We start from the raw sequence: 20,889 nt of genomic DNA on the forward strand, positions 1-20,889 counted from the left end.
TCACTGGTTGTTCTGGCGGCCCAGAAAACGCGGGATGCTGAGCGACGAGGTGTCTTCGCCCTCCTCGCCTTCGTCAGCGCGGGCAGCGCCGCGCGAAAGGTTGGCCATCCGCTCGAACAGCGTGCTGCCCCCGGCACCACCGCCAACGCGCGGATCGGGACGTTCCGGCTCTGCACCGGCGCCCAGCCCCAGGCGCGGGGCGGGCGCGGCAGGGGCCGGATCGAGCGCATAGTCTTCCGCCTGATCGGCGCCCAGATCCAGTGTGAGGTCGAGCGGTTCGTCGGCTGCCGGGGCCGGATCGGGTTCGGGCGCGCTAGCCTGTATCGGGGCCTGTACCGAGGCGTGTGCCGGGGCCGGTACTGGCGAATGGGCCGGAGCGGCGGGCGACGGCGGCGCCATCGCCGGCGCCGGCGGAGCCGCCGCGGCGGCAGGTGCGGGCGCCGGGGTGGCGATGGCCGGGCGCGCCGGCGCGATCGGCGTGAAGGCAGGCCCACGGGCCGCACCCGGCAAGTTTACCGGGCGCGCGGCCTGTTCGGCCTGCTCCACACTTTGTTCGATGCCGGTGGCCACCACCGAAACGCGGATCTTGCCGTTGAGATCGGGATTGAACGCCGAACCCCAGATGATGTTGGCATTGGGATCGACCAGTTCGCGGATATGGTTGGCCGCTTCGTCAACCTCGAGCAGTTTCATGTCGTCGCCGCCGATGATCGAGATGATCACGCCTTTGGCACCCTGCATCGAAACGCCGTCGAGCAGCGGATTGGCAATCGCCCGTTCGGCCGCTTCGAGCGCGCGGTTGGGGCCTTCGCCTTCGCCGGTACCCATCATCGCCTTGCCCATTTCGCCCATGACCGAGCGCACGTCGGCGAAATCGAGATTGATGAGGCCGGGCATGACCATCAGATCGGTAATCGAGCGCACGCCTTGCTGCAGCACTTCGTCAGCAAGCTGGAACGCTTCCTTGAACGTGGTTTCGGCCTTGGCAACCAGGAACAGGTTCTGGTTGGGAATGACGATCAGCGTATCGACGTGCTTCTGCAGTTCCTCGATGCCGGTTTCGGCAGAGCGCATGCGGCGCGTGCCTTCGAACAGGAACGGCTTGGTGACCACGCCCACCGTCAGCACACCCTTGCGGCGCGCGGCTTCGGCAATCACCGGCGCGGCGCCGGTGCCGGTGCCGCCGCCCATGCCGGCGGCGATGAACACCATGTGCACGCCCTCGAGCACGCGCTCCAGATCGGGAAGGGTTTCCTCGGCCGCGGCGCGCCCCACTTCCGGACGGGCGCCGGCGCCCAGGCCCTGGGTGATCGCCGGGCCCAACTGAATGCGGTTTTCGGCGATTGAATTGTTGAGCGCCTGGGCATCGGTGTTGACGACGACGAAATCGACGCCTTCGATATTGGCGTTGATCATGTTGGCGATGGCGTTGCCGCCGGCGCCACCCACCCCGATGACCGTGATACGGGGCCGAAGCTCGTCGATGGCCGGCGGTCCGATGTTGATGCTCATGTCGGTCTCCCTTTCGGGTTGGGCAGTGGGACGGATAGGAGGCCGGGACGGCCCAGATCTGGATTTTCCTGCATTGGCACGGAACGTTTCACCGAATCAAAGCCGATCGACGCTTTTCCACAAGATCACGCATCTTTTTTGGTGCAAATCGGGGCGATCCGGTCCCGCCTCACGATAAAAAGCCTCTGATCCGGCGCTTGCGTCAGAACGGGCCTCAGAAATAGTCGCGAAGCGCGCGAACGATGCGCCGGCCCATGCCCCATACCGTGGTGGCCCCCGCCGCCTGCGCCGCCGCCGACAGCTTGCGGATATCGACCGGATCGGACGCGGCATAGAGCACGAGGCCGACCAGGGTGGACGAACTGGGCGTGGCATGCCCCTGGGGAAGGCCGAGCATGGCCGGCGGCGCCCCGATCCGCACCGGGCGGCCGAGTGCCGACTGGGCATAATCGGCAAGCCCCGGCAACTGGGCACCGCCGCCGGTCAGCACGACCTGCTGCCCGCGCGTGCCGGTAAAACCCATGGCCTTGAGGCAGCGGCCCAATTCATCGGTGAAATGGCCAAGCTGCTGGGTTATGACGGAAATCAGTTCGGCGCGAGGAATCCGGTTCTTGTCGTCGGCATGGCGGGCGACAGGCCCGGCACCTTCGGGATCGCCGGGGGCGTTGACCGGGATCATCTCGCGATGATCGGCCGGCGTCGCAATGGCCGAACCCGACATGCACTTGAGCCGTTCGGCCTGATAGCGGCGGATGCCAAAGGCCGAGGCGACCGCATCGGTGATATCGCCCGAGCCGAATTGCAGCACCTGCATACCCAGCAGCATTCCCCCGGCATGGACCGAGACGGTCGTCACCTCGGCCCCGAAATCGACCAGGGCCACGCCCAGATCCCGCTCTTCCGGACTGAGGCAGGCAAGGCCCGCGGCCACGGGCGCGGCCACCACCCCATCCACCTTGAGATGCGCGTTTTCGACCGTTTCCCGGATGTTGCGGATCGGCGCCCCGTCGGCCAGCATGACAAGGATATCCACCGCCAGCCGATCGGCATGCAGCCCTTTGGGATTGGGCACGCCATGGGCCCCGTCGAGCGTATAGTGCGCCGGCTGGGCATGCAGCACGCTGCGCCCGTCGGGCTGGATCACGTCGCGCGCGGCAACGAGCAGATGCTCGATATCGTCATCCTCGATCCGCCGGCCGCCGATATCGACTTCCACTTGCGCGCTGGCACTGGCGAGCCCCGCCCCGGCGCAACCGACCAGCACTTGCGCGACCGAGGTATTGGCCATCTTCTCGGCCCGTTCGATCGCATCGCGGACGGAATGGGTGGCGGCCAGCATATCGACCACATAGCCCCGCCTGATGCCCTGCGAAGCGCGGTGGCCCGATCCCAGCACCACGAGTTCGCCCGCTTCCGACAAGCCTGCGATCATCGCCGACGTGCGGAACGAGCCCAGATTGACGGCGGCAAAGACTTTGGTGATGCGGGGTGCGGCCACGGATGACTATTCCTTGGCCTTGTCCTGCCGGGCCTTGTCCTGCCGGGCCTCATCCTGCCGGGCCTCATCCTGCCGAATCTTGGCCAGATCGTCGGCATGGCCGGGCACCAGCAGATAGGTGCGATCCCTGGCGCGCATGTCGAAGCTGGCGATCTTGCCGCCCAGCAAGCGGTTGACCCCGTCCATCCGTGCAAATTCGAGCAGGGCCGCGGCCGCCTGATCCTCGCCCTCGGGCAGGGCCAGCACCTGCGCGGTCTTGAACGTCAGGTTCCAGCGACGGTTGCCGATCCATTCGGCCTCGGCCACCTGGGGCTTCAAAGCCGGCGCGGCATCGAGCAGGCGATTGAGATCGGGCACGCGCGCCGCCGCGCCCTCGCCCGACAGCACGAACATGCCCTTGGCGCGGGCCTGGCTCACCGGCTCAAGCTCGTGCCCCGTTTCATCGATCAGCACCAACTGGCCGCCCTTGCGCAGCACGCCGTGGGGCGTCCGTTCCACCACGTCGACCACCAGCGTATCGGGCAGCTGGCGCGAAACGCGCGCATCCTTGATCCACGGCAGGCCCAGCAGCGTTTCGCGCAAGGCGGCAACGTCGACCCGCGACATGGCCTGATCGCGCTGGCCCAGCACCTTTTCGTAAATGGCCTGCTCGCTCATGCGGCGCACGCCGCGCACTTCCACGCGCTTCACATCGAAACCGGCGTCGCGGGCGATGCGCGCCATCCGGTTTTCGGCCAGGGCCGGCACGCCGGCGATATCGGCCACTGTCCACACGACGACCGCCGCCGTGCCCAGGATGATGGCCAGCAGGATGCGGTGCAGCGCTTCCTCGCTGAACGGCTGCGCGCGGACGACATGGCCGATGGCCGATCCGGTCTGCCTGCGCGCGGTCTGCACCTTGGCCTTGGCGCCGCGCGTGGCAGCGACCCGCCGCACGCCCTTGCCCCCGCGCCTGATCGTCTGCGCCATGGTCAGCCGCCTTTCTTCGCGGCCCTGGCGGCGGCATCCTGCAATGCCTCGCCCAGGATGGCCTCGACCAGATCGGGATAATCAAGCCCCATGTGCCGCGCCTGTTCGGGCACCAGGCTGAGCGGCGTCATGCCCGGCTGGGTGTTGACTTCCAGCAGGAACAGGCCCTCCACCCCGCGCGTGTCGTCCCAGCGGAAATCGGAACGACTGGTGCCCCGGCAGCCCAGGAGCCTGTGCGCGCGCAAGGCAATGTCCTTGCAGGCGCGAGTGACCTCATCGGGAATTTCGGCGGGGCAGACGTGCTCGGTCAGCCCATCGGTATACTTGGCATCGAAATCATAAAAGCCGGTCTTGGGCTTCAGTTCGGTCACCATCAGTGCACGGTCGCCGAGAACGGCCGTGGTCAGTTCGCGGCCGCGGATGAACGGTTCGGCCAGCAATTCGTCGAATTCCTGCCAGGGGCCCTGCACGTCGGGCCTGATCGGATTGCCGCAGTTGCTTTCGTCGGTCACGATGGCGACGCCCACCGACGACCCTTCGTTGACCGGCTTGACCACAAAGGGACGCGGCAGGGGATCACGGACATGGAGTTCCGCCGTCTTGACCACGCGCCCGCCCGGCATGGGAATGCCATGGGGAACCAGCACCCGCTTGGTCAATTCCTTGTCGATGGCGATGACCGAAGTGGCCAGGCCCGAATGGGTATACGGGAGGCCCATCAGGTCCATCAGGCCCTGCACCGTGCCGTCTTCGCCAGGCGTGCCGTGCAGCGCGTTGAACACCACGTCGGGCGCGGCTTGCGCCAGGCGCAGCGCCACGTCGCGGCCCATGTCGATCCGCGTCACCGTGTGGCCGCGCGCCTCCAGCGCGGCCGCCACGCCTTCCCCGCTGGTAAGCGAAACCGGCCGCTCGCTTGACCAGCCGCCCATCAGCACCGCGACATGAAGCCGGGGCAATTCCGTCATGGCCGCCCCACTCGCTTGATTTCCCACTGCAGTTCCACGCCTTGCGTCTGCTTCACGCGGGCACGCACTTCTTCGCCCAACGCTTCGATCTCGGTGCTGGTGGCGTTCCCGGTGTTGATCAGGAAATTGGTGTGCTTCTCGCTCACCTGCGCGCCGCCCAGGGCAAGGCCCCGGCATCCGGCCGCGTCGACCAGCGCCCAGGCCTTGTGCCCTTCGGGATTCTTGAACGTGGAGCCACCGGTCTTGCTGCGCAGCGGCTGGCTGGCCTCCCGCGCGGCGGAAATGCGGTCCATTTCCGCCTGGATGGTCGCAGGCTCCCCCGCATGCCCGCGAAAGCGCGCGGAAACCACGATGCTGCCGTCGGCCAGATCGGAATGGCGATAGGCATAGCCAAGATCGGCCAGCGCCAGCCGCTCGATCTTGCCCGAGCGCATGACAACGTCGCAATCGACGAGGATGTCTTTCACTTCGCGGCCATAGGCGCCACCGTTCATCCGCACGAAGCCCCCGACCGTGCCGGGGATCGAGCGGAGGAATTCAAGGCCGGCGATACCGGCATCGCGCGCGGTCGAGGATACCAGAATGCCCGAGGCACCGCCCCCGCAATCGAGCGTTACCGCATCGCACGCACGCACGCCGGCAAATGGCTTGCCGAGCCGCACCACCACGCCCGGCACCCCGCCGTCGCGCACGATCAGGTTGGACCCGAGCCCCAGAGCCATGACCGGCACGTCGGGCGCCAGCGTGGCCAGGAAGGCCTGGAGGTCCGGCACGTCCTTGGGTTCATAGAGCCAGTCGGCAGCGCCTCCGGACTTGAACCAGACAAGCGGCGCAAGCGGGGCGTTCGGGGTCAGCTTGCCGCTGACGGTGGGCATGGTGTCCGCCATCATGCCTTACCCTTGAGCGCCGCGATCGCCCCGGCCAGTCCGGCCGCCCACCTGGTGATATCCCCGGCGCCCAGACAAACCACCATGTCGCCAGCCTGCAATTGCGAGGCCAGTTCGGCCGCAAGCGCATCGGGCCCGGCGATGAGATGGGCGCTGCGGTGACCCCGAGCCTTTATCCCCTCGACCATGGCAGCGCTGTCGATGCCGGGAATGGGCTGTTCGCCGGCGGGATAGACGGGCGTTGCATAGACCACGTCGGCATCGTTGAAGGCGGCCTGAAATTCTTCCATGTGATCGCGCAGGCGGGTAAAGCGGTGCGGCTGGACCACGGCGATCACCCGGCCCCGCACGCCTTCGCGCGCGGCGGCGAGCACGGCGCGGATTTCCACCGGGTGATGGCCGTAATCGTCGATCACCGCCACGTCGCCGCCGGGCACGGCCACTTCGCCCACTTTGGTAAAGCGCCGCTTGACTCCGCCGAACTTGGCAAAGCCGGTCCGTACGCATGCGTGGGGCACGCCCATTTCCACCGCCACGGCGATCGCGGCCAGCGCGTTCTGCACGTTGTGGCGCCCCGGCATGGGCAGGTGGATGTCCTCGATCCGCTGGAACGATCCGTCGCGCTGGCGCAGCACCGCGGTGAAACGGCTGCCACCCGGCACCGGCGTGACCCCTTCGCCGCGCACGTCGGCCTGGGCGGAAAATCCGTACGTGACGACGCGGCGATCACGGACCTGCGGGATGATCGCCTGCACTTCGGGGTGATCGATGCACAGCATCGCCGCGCCGTAGAACGGGACGTTCTCGATGAATTCGACAAAGGCATGCTTGACCTTGTCGAACGAGCCGTAGTGATCGAGATGCTCGGGATCGATATTGGTGACAACCGCGATCGTGCCGTCGAGCCTGAGGAACGAGCCGTCGCTCTCGTCGGCTTCCACCACCATCCAGTCGCTATCGCCCAGGCGCGCGTTGGACCCGTAGGAATTGATAATGCCGCCGTTGATGACCGTGGGATCGACCCCGCCGGCATCGAGCAAGCAGGCGACCAGCGACGTGGTGGTGGTCTTGCCGTGCGTGCCGGCCACGGCCACGGTGTTCTTCAGGCGCATCAGTTCGGCCAGCATCTCGGCGCGGCGCACCACGGGTATGCGCGCTTCCAGAGCGGCCACCACTTCAGGATTGTCGCGCTTGACCGCGGTGGAAGTGACAACCACCTGCGCGTTGGCCACGTTCTCGCCGCGCTGGCCGATCATCACCGGAATGCCCCGCGCACGCAGCCCTTCGACGATATAGCTTTCCGCGATGTCGGACCCCTGCACCGCATAGCCCATGTTGTGCATCACTTCGGCAATGCCCGACATGCCTATGCCGCCGATCCCGACGAAATGGATCGTGCCGATTTCGACGCCGACGCCTTTCATGCATCGTTCTCCAGCGCCAGGGCGCCGGCAGTGCCGGTTGCCGCGGCGGCAGGCGTTTTCACGCGGATCACGTCCATCAGCGGCGCGCCGCCAAAACCTTCGACCAGATCGGCAAGGTCCTGCACCGCGTGCGGCAGGCCGCAATTCCAAGCCGCATGTGCGGCATTGCCCAACGCCCCGGGGTTCATGGCCATGGCCTGGATCTGCTTGGCGAGTTCCTTGGGCGTGAAGCCCGGCTGGCGGATCGCGCGCGCGCCCCCGGCCCTGACCATTTCGCGGGTGTTGGCAGCCTGGTGATCGTCCGTCGCGATCGGCAGCGGCACCAGGATCGCCGGACGCCCCACCGCCGTGAGTTCGGCAATGGTGGAAGCCCCGGCGCGGCCCACGAACAGATGCGCGCCGGCAAGGCGGCTGGCCATATCCTCGAAATAGGTGCCCAGTTCGGCGGGAATCTCATGCGCCGCATAGCGCGCCCGTACCGCCTCGAGATCTTCCGGGCGGCATTGCTGGGTCACCTGCAGGCGATGGCGCAGTGCGGGCGGCAGCATGGCCAGGCCATCGGGCACCACTTGCGCCAGCACCGAGGCACCCTGGCTGCCCCCGGTAACCAGGACGCGGAACAGGCTGTCGTCCGAGAATTCGGGAAAGGGCTCTCCGCGCAGGGCCAGCACTTCGGGCCGCACCGGGTTGCCCACCAGATGGACTTTGCCAGACCAGCGCGGATCGAGCCGGTCTACCTCCGGATAGGCCGTGGCGATGGCATCGACGCTTTTCGCGAAATAGCGGTTGACCCGGCCCAGCACGGCATTCTGTTCGTGGATGACGGTAGGAATGCGCGCTGCGCGGGCGGCCAGCAAGGCCGGCAGGGCGGGATAGCCGCCAAAGCCGACCACGCAGGCGGGCTCGAAACTGTCGAACAGGCGCAAGGCCATCGCACGGCCTCGCCAGATTGCCCGCAAGCCCCTGAGCAAGGCCACGGGGTTGCGGCCCAGGCGGCCCGCCGGCAGGACATGAGCGGTGAGAAAATCGGGCTTGCCGGGAATCCGGCCGCCGCGGGCATCGGTGATCAGCGCCACATGATGGCCACGCTGATGCAGTTCGGTGGCCAGCGCGAAGGCCGGGATCATGTGCCCGCCGGTGCCCCCGGCCGCGAGCACGAAGTGGCGCGATACGCCCGGATGAGGTTGCCCCGATTGGAAGTGTGCCGTCATTTGCGCGTCAGTTCGCCCAGGTGAAAAGTCTCGCGCGTCAGATAAGGGTTGCGGCGCGTGATGGCGAGCAGGAAACCAACCCCGATCAACAACGCGATAGTGGACGAGCCGCCATAGCTGATGAGCGGCAGCGTCATCCCCTTGGACGGGAAGAGTTGCAGGTTGACCAGGATGTTGATGAACGCCTGGCCCGCCAGTTGCGCGGTCAACCCCGTGGCCGCCAGCACGGTGAACAGGTCCTCCTCGTCCACCAGGCGCAGCAGCACCCGCAGCACGATGGCGCAATAGAGAATGACCACGATAGCGCAGGAAACGAGGCCGAATTCCTCGCCGATCACCGAAAAGATATAGTCGGTATGCGCTTCGGGCAGCGCGTTCTTGCGCGCGCCCAGCCACAGGCCGGTGCCGTTCCAGCCGCCCGCCACCAGCGTGCGCATGGCCAGATCCACCTGATCGAATTCCGCCCCGCCCGACAGGAAACTGTCAATGCGGTGCGTGGCGTTGGGATAGAACAGATACGCCAGGACGACGATCGCGACACCGCCGCCCACGGCCCAGCCGATACGCGCCAGCGGCAGGCCCGACAGCAGCACCAGCACGAACCACACCCCGCAGAACAGCACGGTCGAGCCGAAATCGGGCTGGGCCATCAAAAGCACCGAAACAACGACCATCGGCACCATCGACAGGCGGATGACCGGCATGTGCGGATCGCGCACTTTCCATGAGAGGATCCAGGCCACGGCAATGGCAAAGCCGGGCTTGAGGAATTCCGAAGGCTGGATGCCCAGCACCCAGCGCTTGGCGCCTTTCACTTCGGTGCCCATGATCGGCACCAGCACCAGCGCCACGATCATCGCGCCCGCCAGCATGATCGCCGCGCGCCGTGCCGTGTCCTTGGGCAGCAGCGACACCGCGAACATGCCTACCAGGCCAAGCGCCTGCATTTCCAGCTGCCGCCAGAAGAAATAGAGATCACCCAGCGCTTTCTGGTGGGTGGAAAGGCGGTGCGCGCTGGCCGGGGACGCAGCGGCCACGGCGATGGCTCCGACGATCATCAGCACGAGGACCAAGCCCAGAAGCACGCGATCGATCTCGCGCCACCAGATTACCAGCTCGCTGCGCCGGGTGCGGCGAAAGCGCTGCATCGCGGTTGAGGAAGCGACCGCGGCAACCGGCGCAGTGCCGGCCGCGGGCGGAATAACGGGGCCGCCGGATGCCATGCCGATCAACTCCCTGCCGTCAATGCCGCCACGATCTGGCGGAAGCATTCGCCCCGGGCCTCGAAATCGCGGAACTGGTCGAAACTGGCGCAAGCCGGCGAAAGCATGATGACATCGCCCGAAACGGCATGGTCCATCGCTGCGCGCACGGCATCCCCCAGCATTTCGGCCCGCGTCACGGGAACCGCAGGCTCGAGGATTTCGGCAAAGCGGGGGCCGGCCTCGCCGATGGTATAGGCCCGGACGACATGCCTGAAATAGGGGGCGCATTCGTCCAGATCGTCGGCCTTGGGAAGGCCGCCGACGATCCAGTGAATGCGCGGAAAAGCGGCCAACGCGGGGGCGGTGGACGCCGGGTTGGTGGCCTTGCTGTCGTTGACGAACAGCACGCCGGCTTTTTCCGCCACGCGTTCCATGCGGTGGGGCAGGCCGACGAAGCTTTTGAGACCAGCCTCGATCGCGGCATCGGACAAGCCGAGATAGCGCGCTGCGCCCACGGCGGCGGCGGCATTGGCCCGGTTGTGCGGCCCTTGCAGCGAGGGCCATTGCGCCGGATCGCCGGGCAGATCGACGCCGTCGATGAACGCGAAATCGGCCCCCTCTGGCGCGAAGCGCAGCACGTCGTCGTCAAGTTCCGCGCGCATGTCGACCAGCGCCAGGTGCCCGGGCGCCTGCATGCCGAACAGGCGCGCCTTGGCGGCCACGTAATCGTCATAGCCGTTGTAGCGATCGAGATGATCGGGGGTGACGTTGAGCAGCACGGCCACATCGGCATCGAGCCGCTGCGTCAGATCGATCTGATAGCTGGAAAGTTCGAGCACATAGACACCGCCGGCGGGAAGCGGCCGCTGCTCCAGGATGGGCTTGCCGATATTGCCGCCCATCAGGCTGGGCACGCCGGCGGCCTGCAACAGATGATGGGTCAGCGCCGTGGTGGTGGATTTGCCGTTCGTGCCGGTGATCGCCACCACGCGGTGGGGCGGCAGATCGGGCCGGGCCTGGGCGAACAGTTCGATGTCGCCGATCACCGGCACATCGGCGGCGCGGGCATGGGCGGCGACGGGATGGCGATTGAGCGGCACGCCGGGCGACACGACGACGCCCGCGTAGCCGGCCAGATCGATCGCGAGCGGATCGGCGATCGTTGCCCGCCCTTCCAGCGCGGCACGAGGCTCTTCGCGCGCATCCCAGGCGGTCACCTCCGCCCCGCTCGCCAGCAGGCACTCCACCGTGGCCATGCCCGAACGCGCCAGCCCGAGCACGGCATATTTCTTGTCCGCAAAGGCTGGCGAGACGATCATCGCACTTTCAGCGTGGCGAGGCCGAGCAGCGCCAGAACGATCGAGACGATCCAGAACCGGATCACCACGGTCGACTCCTTCCAGCCAAGCTGCTCGAAATGGTGGTGGATCGGCGCCATCCGGAAAACCCGCTTGCCGGTGCGCTTGTAGACGAAGACCTGCACGATGACGGAGACCGCCTCCATCACGAACAGCCCGCCCACGATCGCCAGCACGATTTCGTGGTGGGCAGCCACCGCGATCACCCCCAGCGTCCCGCCCAGCGCCAGGCTGCCGGTATCGCCCATGAACACCGCCGCAGGCGGCGCGTTGAACCACAGGAAGGCAAGGCCCGCACCCATCACCGCCGCGCAATAGATTGCCAGCTCGCCCGCGCCGGGCACATGGGGAATGCCCAGATAATGGGCATAATCGGCGCGGCCCGCCAGATAGGCGATGATGGCGAACGTGCCGCAGGCGATGATCACCGGCATGATCGCCAGCCCATCGAGCCCGTCGGTCAGATTGACCGCGTTGCCTGCCCCCACGATCACGAAAGCGGCGAACAGGAAGTAGAACGGCCCGAGCGGCACGTAGAGATTGCTGAACACCGGCACGTAAAGGTTGGTTTCGGTCACCACCAGCCAGGCGGCGACCCCGGCAATGACGAATTCGAGCAGCAGGCGGACTTTGGCCGGTACGCCCTGGTGGGCATATTTCGTCACCTTGTCGTAATCGTCGAGGAAACCGATGAGGCCAAAGCCCAGCGTGACGATAAGGCACGCCCAGACGTAACGGCTGGAAAGGTCCATCCACAGCGCCAGGCCCAGCACCAGCGCGGTCACGATCATCAGCCCCCCCATGGTAGGGGTGCCGCGCTTGGCGAGATGGCTTTGCGGCCCGTCTTCGCGGATCGGCTGGCCCTTGCCCTGGCGCACGCGCAGCATCGAAATGAACCGCGGGCCGATGAGCAAGCCGATCAGCAGCGTGGTGAGCAGCGAAGCCCCGGCGCGGAACGACTGATAGCGGATGAGATTGGTCAGACCTTCATAATGCAGCCATTGGGCAAGGAGATAAAGCATTCACCGTTCCTTGTCAGGCCAGCGCCCTGAAACCAGCATGCTGACCAGCGCGCCCAGACCAACCGAATTCGAACCCTTGACGAGGATGGCGTCCCCGCCCGCAATGCCGATCCGCGCCAGTACCTCTGCCGCTTCGGCACCGCTCTGCACATGATCGACTTGCAGCGGCGCGGCAAGCGCAGGCCCGCCGCTTTTCCCCAGCACGGCCGCCAATGCCGCCATTTCCGGCCCCACGAGGATCGCATGGGCAATACCGGCGGCCAGGAGCGGCCCCGCCAGTTCGGCGTGATAGCGATCTTCCTGCGCGCCCAGTTCGCGCATGGCGCCCAGAACGGCGATGCGCCGGGCGGCGGGCGTTGCGCCCAGTCCGGCCAGCGTTACTGCCATCGAGCCCGGATTGGCATTGTAGCTTTCGTCGATCAGCAGTGCCGTGCCGCTGCCGTCCCCGCCGGGCGCGGCGACGGCGTGGCGCGCGCCGCGCCCGGCCAGCCCCTCCATCTCGGCCAGCGCCAGTCCCGCGGCGCCCAGATCGCCACCGACGGCGCGCACCGCGGCCATTATAGCCAGCGAATTGATCACCCAGTGATCGCCAGGCTGGGCCACAGTATAGCATAGTTTGCGATCGCCCAGATCCGCCGTGACCAGCGAGCCGCCGCCCGGCGCCGCCACCACATCGAGCAGGCGCACCTCTGCATGGGCGGCACGGCCAAAGGCGATGACCGTGGCCGCATGCCGCGCCGCCGCGGCGCGCAGGCGGTCGTGATGCGGGCTGTCGGCCGGAATGATGGCCACCCCGCCGGGCTCCAGCGCCTCGAAGATTTCCGCCTTGGCATCGGCAATCGCTTCCTCGCCGTTGAAATGGCCGATATGCGCCGGAGCAATGGTAGTGACGATAGCCACGTGGGGGCGCACAAGGCGGGTAAGCGCGGAAAGTTCACCGGCGTGATTCATGCCCATCTCGAATACGCCGAACTGCGTGCGGGCGGGCATGCGTGCCAAGCTGAGCGGCACGCCCACGTGGTTGTTGTAGCTTTTCACCGAACGGTGCGCACGGCCGCGGCTGCCGCGGTCGAGCGCGGCGAACAGCGCCTCTTTCACCGAGGTCTTGCCGGCCGAACCCGTGACTCCGATGACCTGCGCTCCAGGCGCGAGCCGCGCGCGCGCCGCGCGGCCCAGCGCCTGCAGCGCGGCGGCGGTATCCTGCACCTGAACATGCGGGTGCAGCACGGGATGTTCGACCACGGCAGCGGCCGCGCCCCTGGCAAAAGCGCCGGTGACGAAGCGGTGACCGTCGGCGCTTTCACCGCGCAGGGCAAGGAACAGATCGCCCTCCATCACGTCGCGGCTGTCGAACGCGACGCCGCTCACTTCGAACGTGCCCGAAGCTCTGCCCCCCGTCGCCGCGGCGATCTCGTCGGCGCGCCAAAGCGCAAGCGGGGTCTCGTCGTCGGCCTCCAACGGCCAGTCCAGCAGGGCGGCGGTCGCGCTCATCGGCTTGTTTCTCCAACGCATTCGCGGGCCACCTGCACGTCGTCGAACGGCAGCACCCGCATGGTTTCACCACGCCCCACGATCTGTCCCTGTTCATGGCCCTTGCCGGCCACCAGGACGATATCCCCCGCGCCTGCCTGACCGACGGCAGTGGCAATCGCGGCACGGCGATCGGCCACTTCAACCGCCCGGCCGTCGCACCCTGCAAGAACGGTTGCGCGGATGGCGGCGGGATCTTCGCCCCGCGGATTGTCGTCCGTCACGATCACCACGTCCGATCCCGCGCAGGCGGCGGCGCCCATTGGCGCGCGCTTGGCCGTATCGCGATCGCCCCCCGCGCCGACCACGGTGATCAGCCGGGCGCCCACATGGGGCCGCAGCGCGGCGATCGCGGCCGTGATCGCATCGGGAGTATGCGCATAATCGACATAGACCGGCGCTCCGGTACGGCTGATCGCCGCACGTTCCAGCCGCCCCCGCACGGGTTGCAGGCGCGCCAGCGCATCGAGCGTGGCCTTCGCATTGCCGCCGCTGGCGATGACGAGCCCTGCCGCAACCAGCGCGTTGGCGACCTGATAGGCGCCGATCAGCGGCAAAGTGACCTTGTACGTCACGCCTTGGTGCACCAGTTCGAGCATCTGGCCCAGTTGCGTGGGCGTGCGGCCGGCAAGGCGGATCGTATCGCCCCGCTCGCCTACGGTCATCGTTGCCAGGCCCCGCGCGGTGGCATGGGCCAGCGCCTTGTCGCTCCACGGATCGTCGGCCCAGACGACAGCGTGGCCATCGTCGGCCACGACCTCGTCGAGCAGGCGCATCTTGGCCGCGAAATAGGCGCCCATGGTGCCGTGATAGTCGAGATGATCGTGGCTGAGGTTGGTAAAGCCGCCCGCCACCACGCGCAGCCCCTCGTTGCGGAACTGCGACAGGCCGTGACTCGAGGCCTCGTAAGCGACATGGCTGACGCCTTCGCGCGCCAGGCCGTGCATGTTGGCCAGGAACGTCACGATATCGGGCGTCGTAAGTCCGGTCGAAACGCTTTCGTCGGCCGTGGTCACGCCAAGCGTGCCGATCGACGCGGCGGCGTGGCCGGCCATGCGCCAGAGCTGACGCGTCATTTCGACTGTCGACGTCTTGCCGTTGGTGCCGGTTACCGCCACGACGGTTTCGGGAACGGGGGCAAAGAACGGCGCGGCAAGGTGCGCGAAAAGGCGGCGCGGGTTGGCATCGACCAGATGCACGGCGCCTTCGACCCGGGCTTGCGGGCGGGCAACCACCGCCACCGCGCCAGCGGCAATCGCGGCGGCAATGAAATCCTCGCCGTTGTGCTGCGATCCGGGGAACGCGCCGAAGACGGTGCCGGGCGCCACTTTGCGGTTGTCGATGGCAAACCCGGTCACGCTGATGTTGGCGGCAGCCTGCGGCAGCACCACGCCGGCAGAGCGGGCCAGCGTCCCCAGCTTCATTCGCCTTCTCCGCTGCCGATCAACGGCGAAAGATCCGAAATGTCCACGTCGCGGCTGGCATCGGGCACCACCCCCAGCAGCGGCCCGATGCGCGGCACCACGCGGCCGACGATGGGCGCCGCATTCCAGGCCGCCGTGCGCTGGCCGGAGGTGGCCGCCGTGGCTTTGGGTTCGTCGAGCATGGCGATCACCACATAGCGCGGCTTATCCATCGGGAAAGCCGCGGCAAAAGTAGCGACCAGCGACGTCTTGCGATAGCCGCCGGCGCCCGGCTTTTCGGCCGAGCCCGTCTTGCCGCCCACGCGGAAGCCCGGCGCATCGGCCTTGCGCCCGGTGCCATCGGCCACGATCATGCGCAAAAGCTGGCGCAGCCGCGCGCTGGTGGCGGCCTTGAACACGCGCGTGCCGGCCGGAACCTGCGCCGGATCGACCTTGTAAAGCGTGGCCGGGCGCCAGATGCCGCCGTTGACCAGCGCGGCATAGGCGCAGGCCAGGTGCAGCGGCGTGACCGCAATGCCGTGGCCATAGCTGACCGTCATCGTGGTGATGCGGCTCCAGTCGCCCGCGGCGTTTTCGCCACGCGGCCAGAGCGGAAAGCCGCGCGCGGGCAGTTCGATCGTCGGACGCTGGTTCATGCCCAGAGCCATCATCGTGCGCTTGAGCAGGGGGCCGCCCAGCTTGTCTGCCACTTGCGCGGTGACGATGTTGGATGAATGGATCAGCGCCTCGGGCACGTTGAGCGAGGCGCCGAAATTGTGGCTGTCGTGAATGGTGCGTCCGGCAATGTGCAAGGGCGCTGCCGGATAGCGCATCGCCAGATCGGTGATGACCCCTGCATCGATCGCGGCGGCAATGGTGATCGGCTTGAACGTGGAGCCGAGTTCGTAAACCTGGTTCGATACGCGGTTGAACACCAGATCGTTGAACGCGCGATCGGACCGGTTGGGATTGAAAGAAGGCAGCGAGGCAAGCGCGATCACTTCGCCGCTATCGACGTCCAGCACGATGCCGGCCGCGCCCTTGGCATTGCTTTCCTGCATGCCGCGCGCCAGTTCGTCTTCCAGCGCGCCCTGAGCCCGGGAATCGAGCGAGAGCGCCACGGGCGTGCCGCGCCGCGCCGGATCGAGCAGGCGCGGTTCGAGCACCTGTTCCATGCCGACATGGCCCTGGCCCGCTTCATCGACATAGCCGAGGACGTTGGCCGCCAGCGAGCCTTGCGGGTAATAGCGCTGGTTCTCGCGCGGGAATTCCAGAGCAGGCTCGCCCAGGGCAAAGACGCGGTTGGCCTCTTCGGGCAGCACGCGCTTGCGCAGATAGCTGGCCCTGCCCGATTTCAGGCGGGCAAGAAGATCGGCATAATCGGCATCGGGAAAGATCTGGAGCAGCGCACGGGCCACTTCCTCGGGCGTCTTCACCAGGGGATTGCCGCTTTCGCCCAGCGCCTTCGGATTGAACCACAGCGAATAGGACGGAAAGGCCCGGGCCAGCGGCACGCCGTTGCGATCGGTGATCTCGCCGCGCGGGGGCAGCAACGCCTCTTCCAGCGAGCGGCGGCCCGGCGCCTGCTCGAACAGGCCCAGCTGGGTAATCCGCAGCAAGGCAGTGAGCGTCAGGAACACGAAGCCGAGCGCCACCACCAGAACGCGCACCTTGGCCACGATCAGCGAGCGCTGACGCACGCTGACAAGCTCGACACGGCCCGTGGCGATCGCAGCCGAGGCGGTAAGCTGGTTCACCGGCTGGTCCTGACGCCTGCCTGGCGATCCCGATGGGCGCCGTTCTGTGCCAACCTGACCGGCGATTTTGCCGAAGCCCTACCCGATGATCCACCCGATGATTTGGCAGCCGTCTTGGTGAGGGCCTTGTCGCTCCTCGGCTCGGCCTTGATCCCGGCCTTGGCGACTTTGGCTGCACCTTTGGACGCGACGGGGGCCTTGACCAAAGTCTTCGGCTTTGCCTTTTCGGCCCCTGCCAGGCGCCTGGCGGACGCGCGGACGACCTTCTCCTTGTCGGTCCTTGCGGCGTGGGTCCTTGCGGCGTCGGTCCTTGCGGCCTTTTCGCCGATGGCACCGGGCTTGCGCGCGCCCGGCGCATGCAGCGTGCCCAGCTTTTCGGCAAGAGTGGCCATCGCCGCGGCGTGATCGCGCGGACGGGCGCCGGGCTTGTCCGGCCCGCTGTCGTCGCGCTCGGCCTCGTGCGTTTCGACCAAGGGTCGCACGGCGCCACTATCACCCGACAGCGCCGGGAAAGCGGCTGCCGCGATCACGCTGTCGTCCACCGTCGCCACCCGGATCGGCGCGGGGGCATCGGGCTCGGCCGGCTTGCTGAGCACCGCGAGCTGCCGTTCGTTTTCTAGGTATTGCCCGGCGACCGGCGCGACATAGCCGAATTCCAGATCGTTCCAGGTCTTGAGCTGCTGCTGGTTGGCACGCGTCTCGAATTCGGTTTCCAGGTACATCTTCTGCTGCTTGAGCGCGACGATCTGGCTTTCCGCGCGGTGTACCTGGCTGCGCAGCGCATTGACCCGGAAAGCAAGAACCATGACCAATGCGCCGCAAACGGCCAACAGCGCCAGCCAGCCGATCGACCGCAGGCGGTGTGCAGACAGCATCATGCCAGGGCACTCCCCACACGGGCGCGGGCCGGTGCGTGCGTCCGCACGGCCCAGCGCAAGGTGGCAGATCGCGCGCGCGGATTGCGCGCTTCTTCCGACGGCCCGGGCCGGATGGCCGCGGATGGTTTTTCGAACACCGCGCCAAAGGCCTGTGCCTGGGGCGGAAGGTGGCGCGAGGCTGCCGGCTGGCTGCCCGCTGCTTCACGCAGGAATTGCTTGACGATACGGTCTTCCAGGCTGTGAAAGCTGACCACGGCGAGCCGCCCGCCCGGTGCGAGCAGGGCTTCCGCGGCATCCAGCGCGGCGCGCAGTTCGTCGAGTTCGCCGTTCACGTGGATGCGCACGGCTTGAAAACTGCGCGTGGCCGGGTCTTTCGACGCGCCGGGGCGATAACCGAGCGCCTTGCGCACCACGGCAGCAAATTGGCCGGTGGTGGAAAGCGGACGCGCTGCGACCACGGCGCGGGCGACCCGGCGCGACTGACGCTCTTCGCCATAGATATAGAGGACGTCGGCGATCTCGGCCTCGTCGGCCTCGTTGAGGAAATCGGCCGCGCTCATGCCCTCTTGCGACATGCGCATGTCGAGCGGGCCGTCACTGGAAAAGGCAAAGCCGCGTTCGCGCCGGTCGAGTTGCATCGAACTGACGCCGATGTCGAGGACGATACCGTCGACTGTCGTGATACCTGCTTGGGCAAGCGCGGCAACCATTTCCGAGAAGCGGCGCTGATGGAGCACCAGACGCGCGTCGCCGGTGGTTTCGGGCCAGGAGCGTGCCGACGCGATCGCGTCGGGATCACGATCGAACGCGTGCACGGTGGCGCCGCATGCCAGGATCGCGCGGGTATAGCCGCCTGCGCCGAACGTGCCGTCGACGATCAGGTCGCCCGCCTGCGGCGCCAGCGCGGCCATCACTTCATCGAGGAGCACGGGAATGTGCGGGGCCGCCGCGGACATCGGCGCAGGCGGCGAGGCAGAGGGCAGCGTGCCGGTCACTTGCGCTTCCCCTTTTGCGCCACTTCGGCCACCAGCGCCCGGCAGGTGGCCTTGGCGCTGTCCCACCCGTTGTCCATTTCGAACAGCACATCGGGCGCCCAGATGGTGAAGAATTCTCCGCCGCCGTGGAAATAGAGCGCTTCTTCCACCCGGGCCTGCTCACCCAGGTGATCGGGCAGAATGAAACGGCCGGATTCATCGAAGCTGGCGCGCAGAAAGCCATAAAGCTGGGCGGCGCGGGTATCGGGGTCGAAGTCTTCCCCGCGCTTGAAGGCCATTTCCTCTTCCCGGGCGATGCGGGCGGGAAAGGTTTCCACGCGGGACAGGCCGAAACCGGTGAGGCAGGGGAACTTGTGATGACGATCGAGGCAGAGCACGCGCTGGCCCTGCGATGCATCGCGGACGGCGGAGCGAAAGTCTGCGGGCAGGACAAAGCGGTTCTTCTCGCCACGCGGCGAGAAGCCTTGCCCCCAATAGTTTGACGGTGCTCCCGTCACGCCCTGTCACCACCTTGCCCGCCCGACAAAACTGCCCGTCGACGGCCGATGTGCGCACACCGGCCGAGCCATCCCCCACGGATGCGACATGAAAGCTTGTCCCCGGTGCCCCATGCTATCGCGGGATAGCCCGGGCGAAAAGGGGAAATTACGGGAAAGAACGTTCGATATCTGATTTAATTAGAGTTTTTTATGCTTTTGACTTGTGATGCACCCACGTGTTCTTGAAACGTTTTCATTATGAAGGCGTTGGAATCGCGTTGATTTTCGAATCATGCCCGTTTTCGATACATTTTCTCCCGCTGTTTCCCGCTGGCGACCCGAAGTGGCGCGCAGGCAGCCCGCGCTTTCCCGCGCGGCGGCAGGCGGCGCAAAACGCAGGCCCTCGGCTCTCGGAAAGGATGCGTCAGGGGTTGGGCTGTTGCTGCGCCGGGGCGGCGCCCACGGGCAGTTCGGGCGCCACGCCCATGTCCACCAGCGGGTCGTTGGCGGCCGTGGCGCTGGCATCGACCGCAGGATCGAGCGCGGCTGCGCTGCTCGCCAGGGCGGCGCGTTCCATGATCACGTTTGCCAGGCTGATCAGCAGGACGATGGCGCCGAGGCCGAACAGGCCTACCTGCAGGCGATGTACCGCCTGGGCGCGCAATTCACGCGGCGAAAGCGGCAGAATGTGAATCGGTGCGACCGGCGCGGCAGACGTGTCCCCGAACGGGGTGACCTTGCGTTCGCGATGGGTGCCGAACAGCGCCATGGCGCGGTCATAGCCTATTGTTCAGGCCGCGGGAAGCAGCCAGGGAAGAATCGGCAGCCCCTTGGCACGCAACCATTCCGGATTGTAAAGCGAGGAAAGGTAGCGAAAGCCGCTGTCGCACAGGATCGTGACCACGCGCGCACCCGGCCCCAGCGCCTTGGCAAGCGCGACCGCCCCGGCCACGTTGATGCCGCTGGAAAGGCCCAGGCACAGCCCTTCTTCGCCAAGCAGCCGCCCGACCCAGTAAAGGCCTTCCTCATCGGAAATGCGATATTGTGTATCGATCGGCGCACCTTCGAGATTGGCCGTGATCCGGCCCTGGCCGATCCCTTCTGCCACCGACGACCCTTCGGCTTTCAACTCGCCATGGGCATAATGGTTGTAAAGCGCCGCGCCATGCGGATCGGCAAGGCCGATGGTGATCGCCTCGTCAAAGGCCTTGAGGCCCATGCCGGTGCCGGCAATCGTGCCGCCGGTGCCCGCCGCGCAGATGAAGCCATCCAGCCGGCCTTCCATCTGCGCCCAGATTTCGGGCGCGGTGCTTTCGATGTGGGCGCGGCGATTGGCGATGTTGTCAAACTGGTTGGCCCAGATCGCGCCGGGCGTTTCTTCGGCGATCCGGCGCGAGGTGTGGACGAAATGATTGGGGTTGGAAAACGGCGCGGCCGGCACCAGCACCAGTTCGGCACGCAGCGCGCGCAGCGTGTCCATCTTTTCGCGCGATTGCGTTTCGGGCATCACGATCACGCTTTTATAGCCCAGCGCATTGGCCACCAGGGCAAGGCCGATGCCGGTATTGCCGGCGGTGCCTTCCACGATCGTGCCGCCGGGGCGCAACTGCCCGCGCGCCTCGGCGTCTCGCACGATCCACAGGGCGGCGCGATCCTTGACCGAGGCACCGGGATTGGCGAACTCGCACTTGCCATAGATTTCGGCGCCGGCCGCCGCGCTTGGCCCGGCAAGGCGCACGAGCGGGGTATTGCCGATAAGGGAGAGGCTGTCGGAAGCGGTCGCGGGAACAGTCATG

Annotated in this window: 18 protein-coding genes; all 18 read right to left on the reverse strand. The window is 67.0% G+C overall.

Annotated elements, in window-relative coordinates; genetic code table 11:
- The gene (gene ftsZ / locus AC3EDY_RS12735; protein ID WP_488572872.1) at nucleotides 1-1,512 is read right to left on the reverse strand and encodes a cell division protein FtsZ; all 1,512 of its coding nucleotides are present in this window, start codon (nucleotides 1,510-1,512) and stop codon (nucleotides 1-3) included.
- Nucleotides 1,513-1,726: 214 nt separating this feature from the next.
- Nucleotides 1,727-3,010 carry a cell division protein FtsA gene (ftsA, locus tag AC3EDY_RS12740; protein ID WP_488572873.1) on the reverse strand — a complete coding sequence of 428 codons (1,284 nt, stop codon included), beginning with the start codon at nucleotides 3,008-3,010 and terminating at the stop codon, nucleotides 1,727-1,729.
- Between the two features lie 6 nt (nucleotides 3,011-3,016).
- On the reverse strand, nucleotides 3,017-3,979 hold the full coding sequence (locus AC3EDY_RS12745; protein ID WP_488572874.1) for a cell division protein FtsQ/DivIB: 963 nt from the start codon (nucleotides 3,977-3,979) through the stop codon (nucleotides 3,017-3,019).
- Nucleotides 3,980-3,981: 2 nt separating this feature from the next.
- On the reverse strand, nucleotides 3,982-4,944 hold the full coding sequence (locus tag AC3EDY_RS12750) for a D-alanine--D-alanine ligase (RefSeq protein ID WP_488572875.1): 963 nt from the start codon (nucleotides 4,942-4,944) through the stop codon (nucleotides 3,982-3,984).
- Nucleotides 4,941-5,834, reverse strand: coding sequence for a UDP-N-acetylmuramate dehydrogenase (gene murB, locus AC3EDY_RS12755; RefSeq protein ID WP_488572876.1), 894 nt, complete (start codon nucleotides 5,832-5,834; stop codon nucleotides 4,941-4,943). Before murB ends, AC3EDY_RS12750 begins: the two co-directional genes overlap by 4 nt.
- A complete protein-coding gene (gene murC / locus AC3EDY_RS12760) occupies nucleotides 5,831-7,255 on the reverse strand; it encodes a UDP-N-acetylmuramate--L-alanine ligase (protein WP_488572877.1) in 1,425 nt (474 codons plus the stop codon). The genes murB and murC overlap by 4 nt, the downstream gene beginning before the upstream one ends.
- Entirely contained in the window at nucleotides 7,252-8,466 is a 1,215-nt protein-coding gene (murG, locus tag AC3EDY_RS12765) for an undecaprenyldiphospho-muramoylpentapeptide beta-N-acetylglucosaminyltransferase (protein ID WP_488572878.1), read from the reverse strand. The genes murC and murG overlap by 4 nt, the downstream gene beginning before the upstream one ends.
- Nucleotides 8,463-9,689, reverse strand: coding sequence for an FtsW/RodA/SpoVE family cell cycle protein (locus AC3EDY_RS12770; RefSeq protein ID WP_488572879.1), 1,227 nt, complete (start codon nucleotides 9,687-9,689; stop codon nucleotides 8,463-8,465). The genes murG and AC3EDY_RS12770 overlap by 4 nt, the downstream gene beginning before the upstream one ends.
- 5 nt (nucleotides 9,690-9,694) lie before the next feature.
- A complete protein-coding gene (gene murD / locus AC3EDY_RS12775; protein ID WP_488572880.1) occupies nucleotides 9,695-10,990 on the reverse strand; it encodes a UDP-N-acetylmuramoyl-L-alanine--D-glutamate ligase in 1,296 nt (431 codons plus the stop codon).
- Nucleotides 10,987-12,051 (reverse strand): phospho-N-acetylmuramoyl-pentapeptide-transferase, encoded by a 1,065-nt coding sequence (gene mraY, locus AC3EDY_RS12780; protein WP_488572881.1) that lies wholly within the window; start codon nucleotides 12,049-12,051, stop codon nucleotides 10,987-10,989. The genes murD and mraY overlap by 4 nt, the downstream gene beginning before the upstream one ends.
- Entirely contained in the window at nucleotides 12,052-13,542 is a 1,491-nt protein-coding gene (locus AC3EDY_RS12785; RefSeq protein WP_488572882.1) for a UDP-N-acetylmuramoyl-tripeptide--D-alanyl-D-alanine ligase, read from the reverse strand.
- Nucleotides 13,539-15,005 (reverse strand): UDP-N-acetylmuramoyl-L-alanyl-D-glutamate--2,6-diaminopimelate ligase, encoded by a 1,467-nt coding sequence (locus AC3EDY_RS12790; RefSeq protein ID WP_488572883.1) that lies wholly within the window; start codon nucleotides 15,003-15,005, stop codon nucleotides 13,539-13,541. The genes AC3EDY_RS12785 and AC3EDY_RS12790 overlap by 4 nt, the downstream gene beginning before the upstream one ends.
- Nucleotides 15,002-16,741 carry a peptidoglycan D,D-transpeptidase FtsI family protein gene (locus AC3EDY_RS12795; RefSeq protein WP_488572884.1) on the reverse strand — a complete coding sequence of 580 codons (1,740 nt, stop codon included), beginning with the start codon at nucleotides 16,739-16,741 and terminating at the stop codon, nucleotides 15,002-15,004. Before AC3EDY_RS12795 ends, AC3EDY_RS12790 begins: the two co-directional genes overlap by 4 nt.
- Nucleotides 16,738-17,619, reverse strand: coding sequence for a hypothetical protein (locus AC3EDY_RS12800; RefSeq protein WP_488572885.1), 882 nt, complete (start codon nucleotides 17,617-17,619; stop codon nucleotides 16,738-16,740). Before AC3EDY_RS12800 ends, AC3EDY_RS12795 begins: the two co-directional genes overlap by 4 nt.
- Nucleotides 17,616-18,575 carry a 16S rRNA (cytosine(1402)-N(4))-methyltransferase RsmH gene (rsmH, locus tag AC3EDY_RS12805; RefSeq protein WP_488572903.1) on the reverse strand — a complete coding sequence of 320 codons (960 nt, stop codon included), beginning with the start codon at nucleotides 18,573-18,575 and terminating at the stop codon, nucleotides 17,616-17,618. Before rsmH ends, AC3EDY_RS12800 begins: the two co-directional genes overlap by 4 nt.
- A gap of 35 nt (nucleotides 18,576-18,610) precedes the next feature.
- The gene (locus AC3EDY_RS12810) at nucleotides 18,611-19,111 is read right to left on the reverse strand and encodes a division/cell wall cluster transcriptional repressor MraZ (RefSeq protein ID WP_488572886.1); all 501 of its coding nucleotides are present in this window, start codon (nucleotides 19,109-19,111) and stop codon (nucleotides 18,611-18,613) included.
- Nucleotides 19,112-19,517: 406 nt separating this feature from the next.
- Nucleotides 19,518-19,862 carry a hypothetical protein gene (locus AC3EDY_RS12815; RefSeq protein WP_488572887.1) on the reverse strand — a complete coding sequence of 115 codons (345 nt, stop codon included), beginning with the start codon at nucleotides 19,860-19,862 and terminating at the stop codon, nucleotides 19,518-19,520.
- Between the two features lie 21 nt (nucleotides 19,863-19,883).
- Nucleotides 19,884-20,888 carry a cysteine synthase A gene (locus AC3EDY_RS12820; RefSeq protein WP_488572888.1) on the reverse strand — a complete coding sequence of 335 codons (1,005 nt, stop codon included), beginning with the start codon at nucleotides 20,886-20,888 and terminating at the stop codon, nucleotides 19,884-19,886.
- Nucleotide 20,889: the final 1 nt, after the last annotated feature.

It is taken from the genome of Novosphingobium sp. DS6-6 (assembly GCF_057784975.1).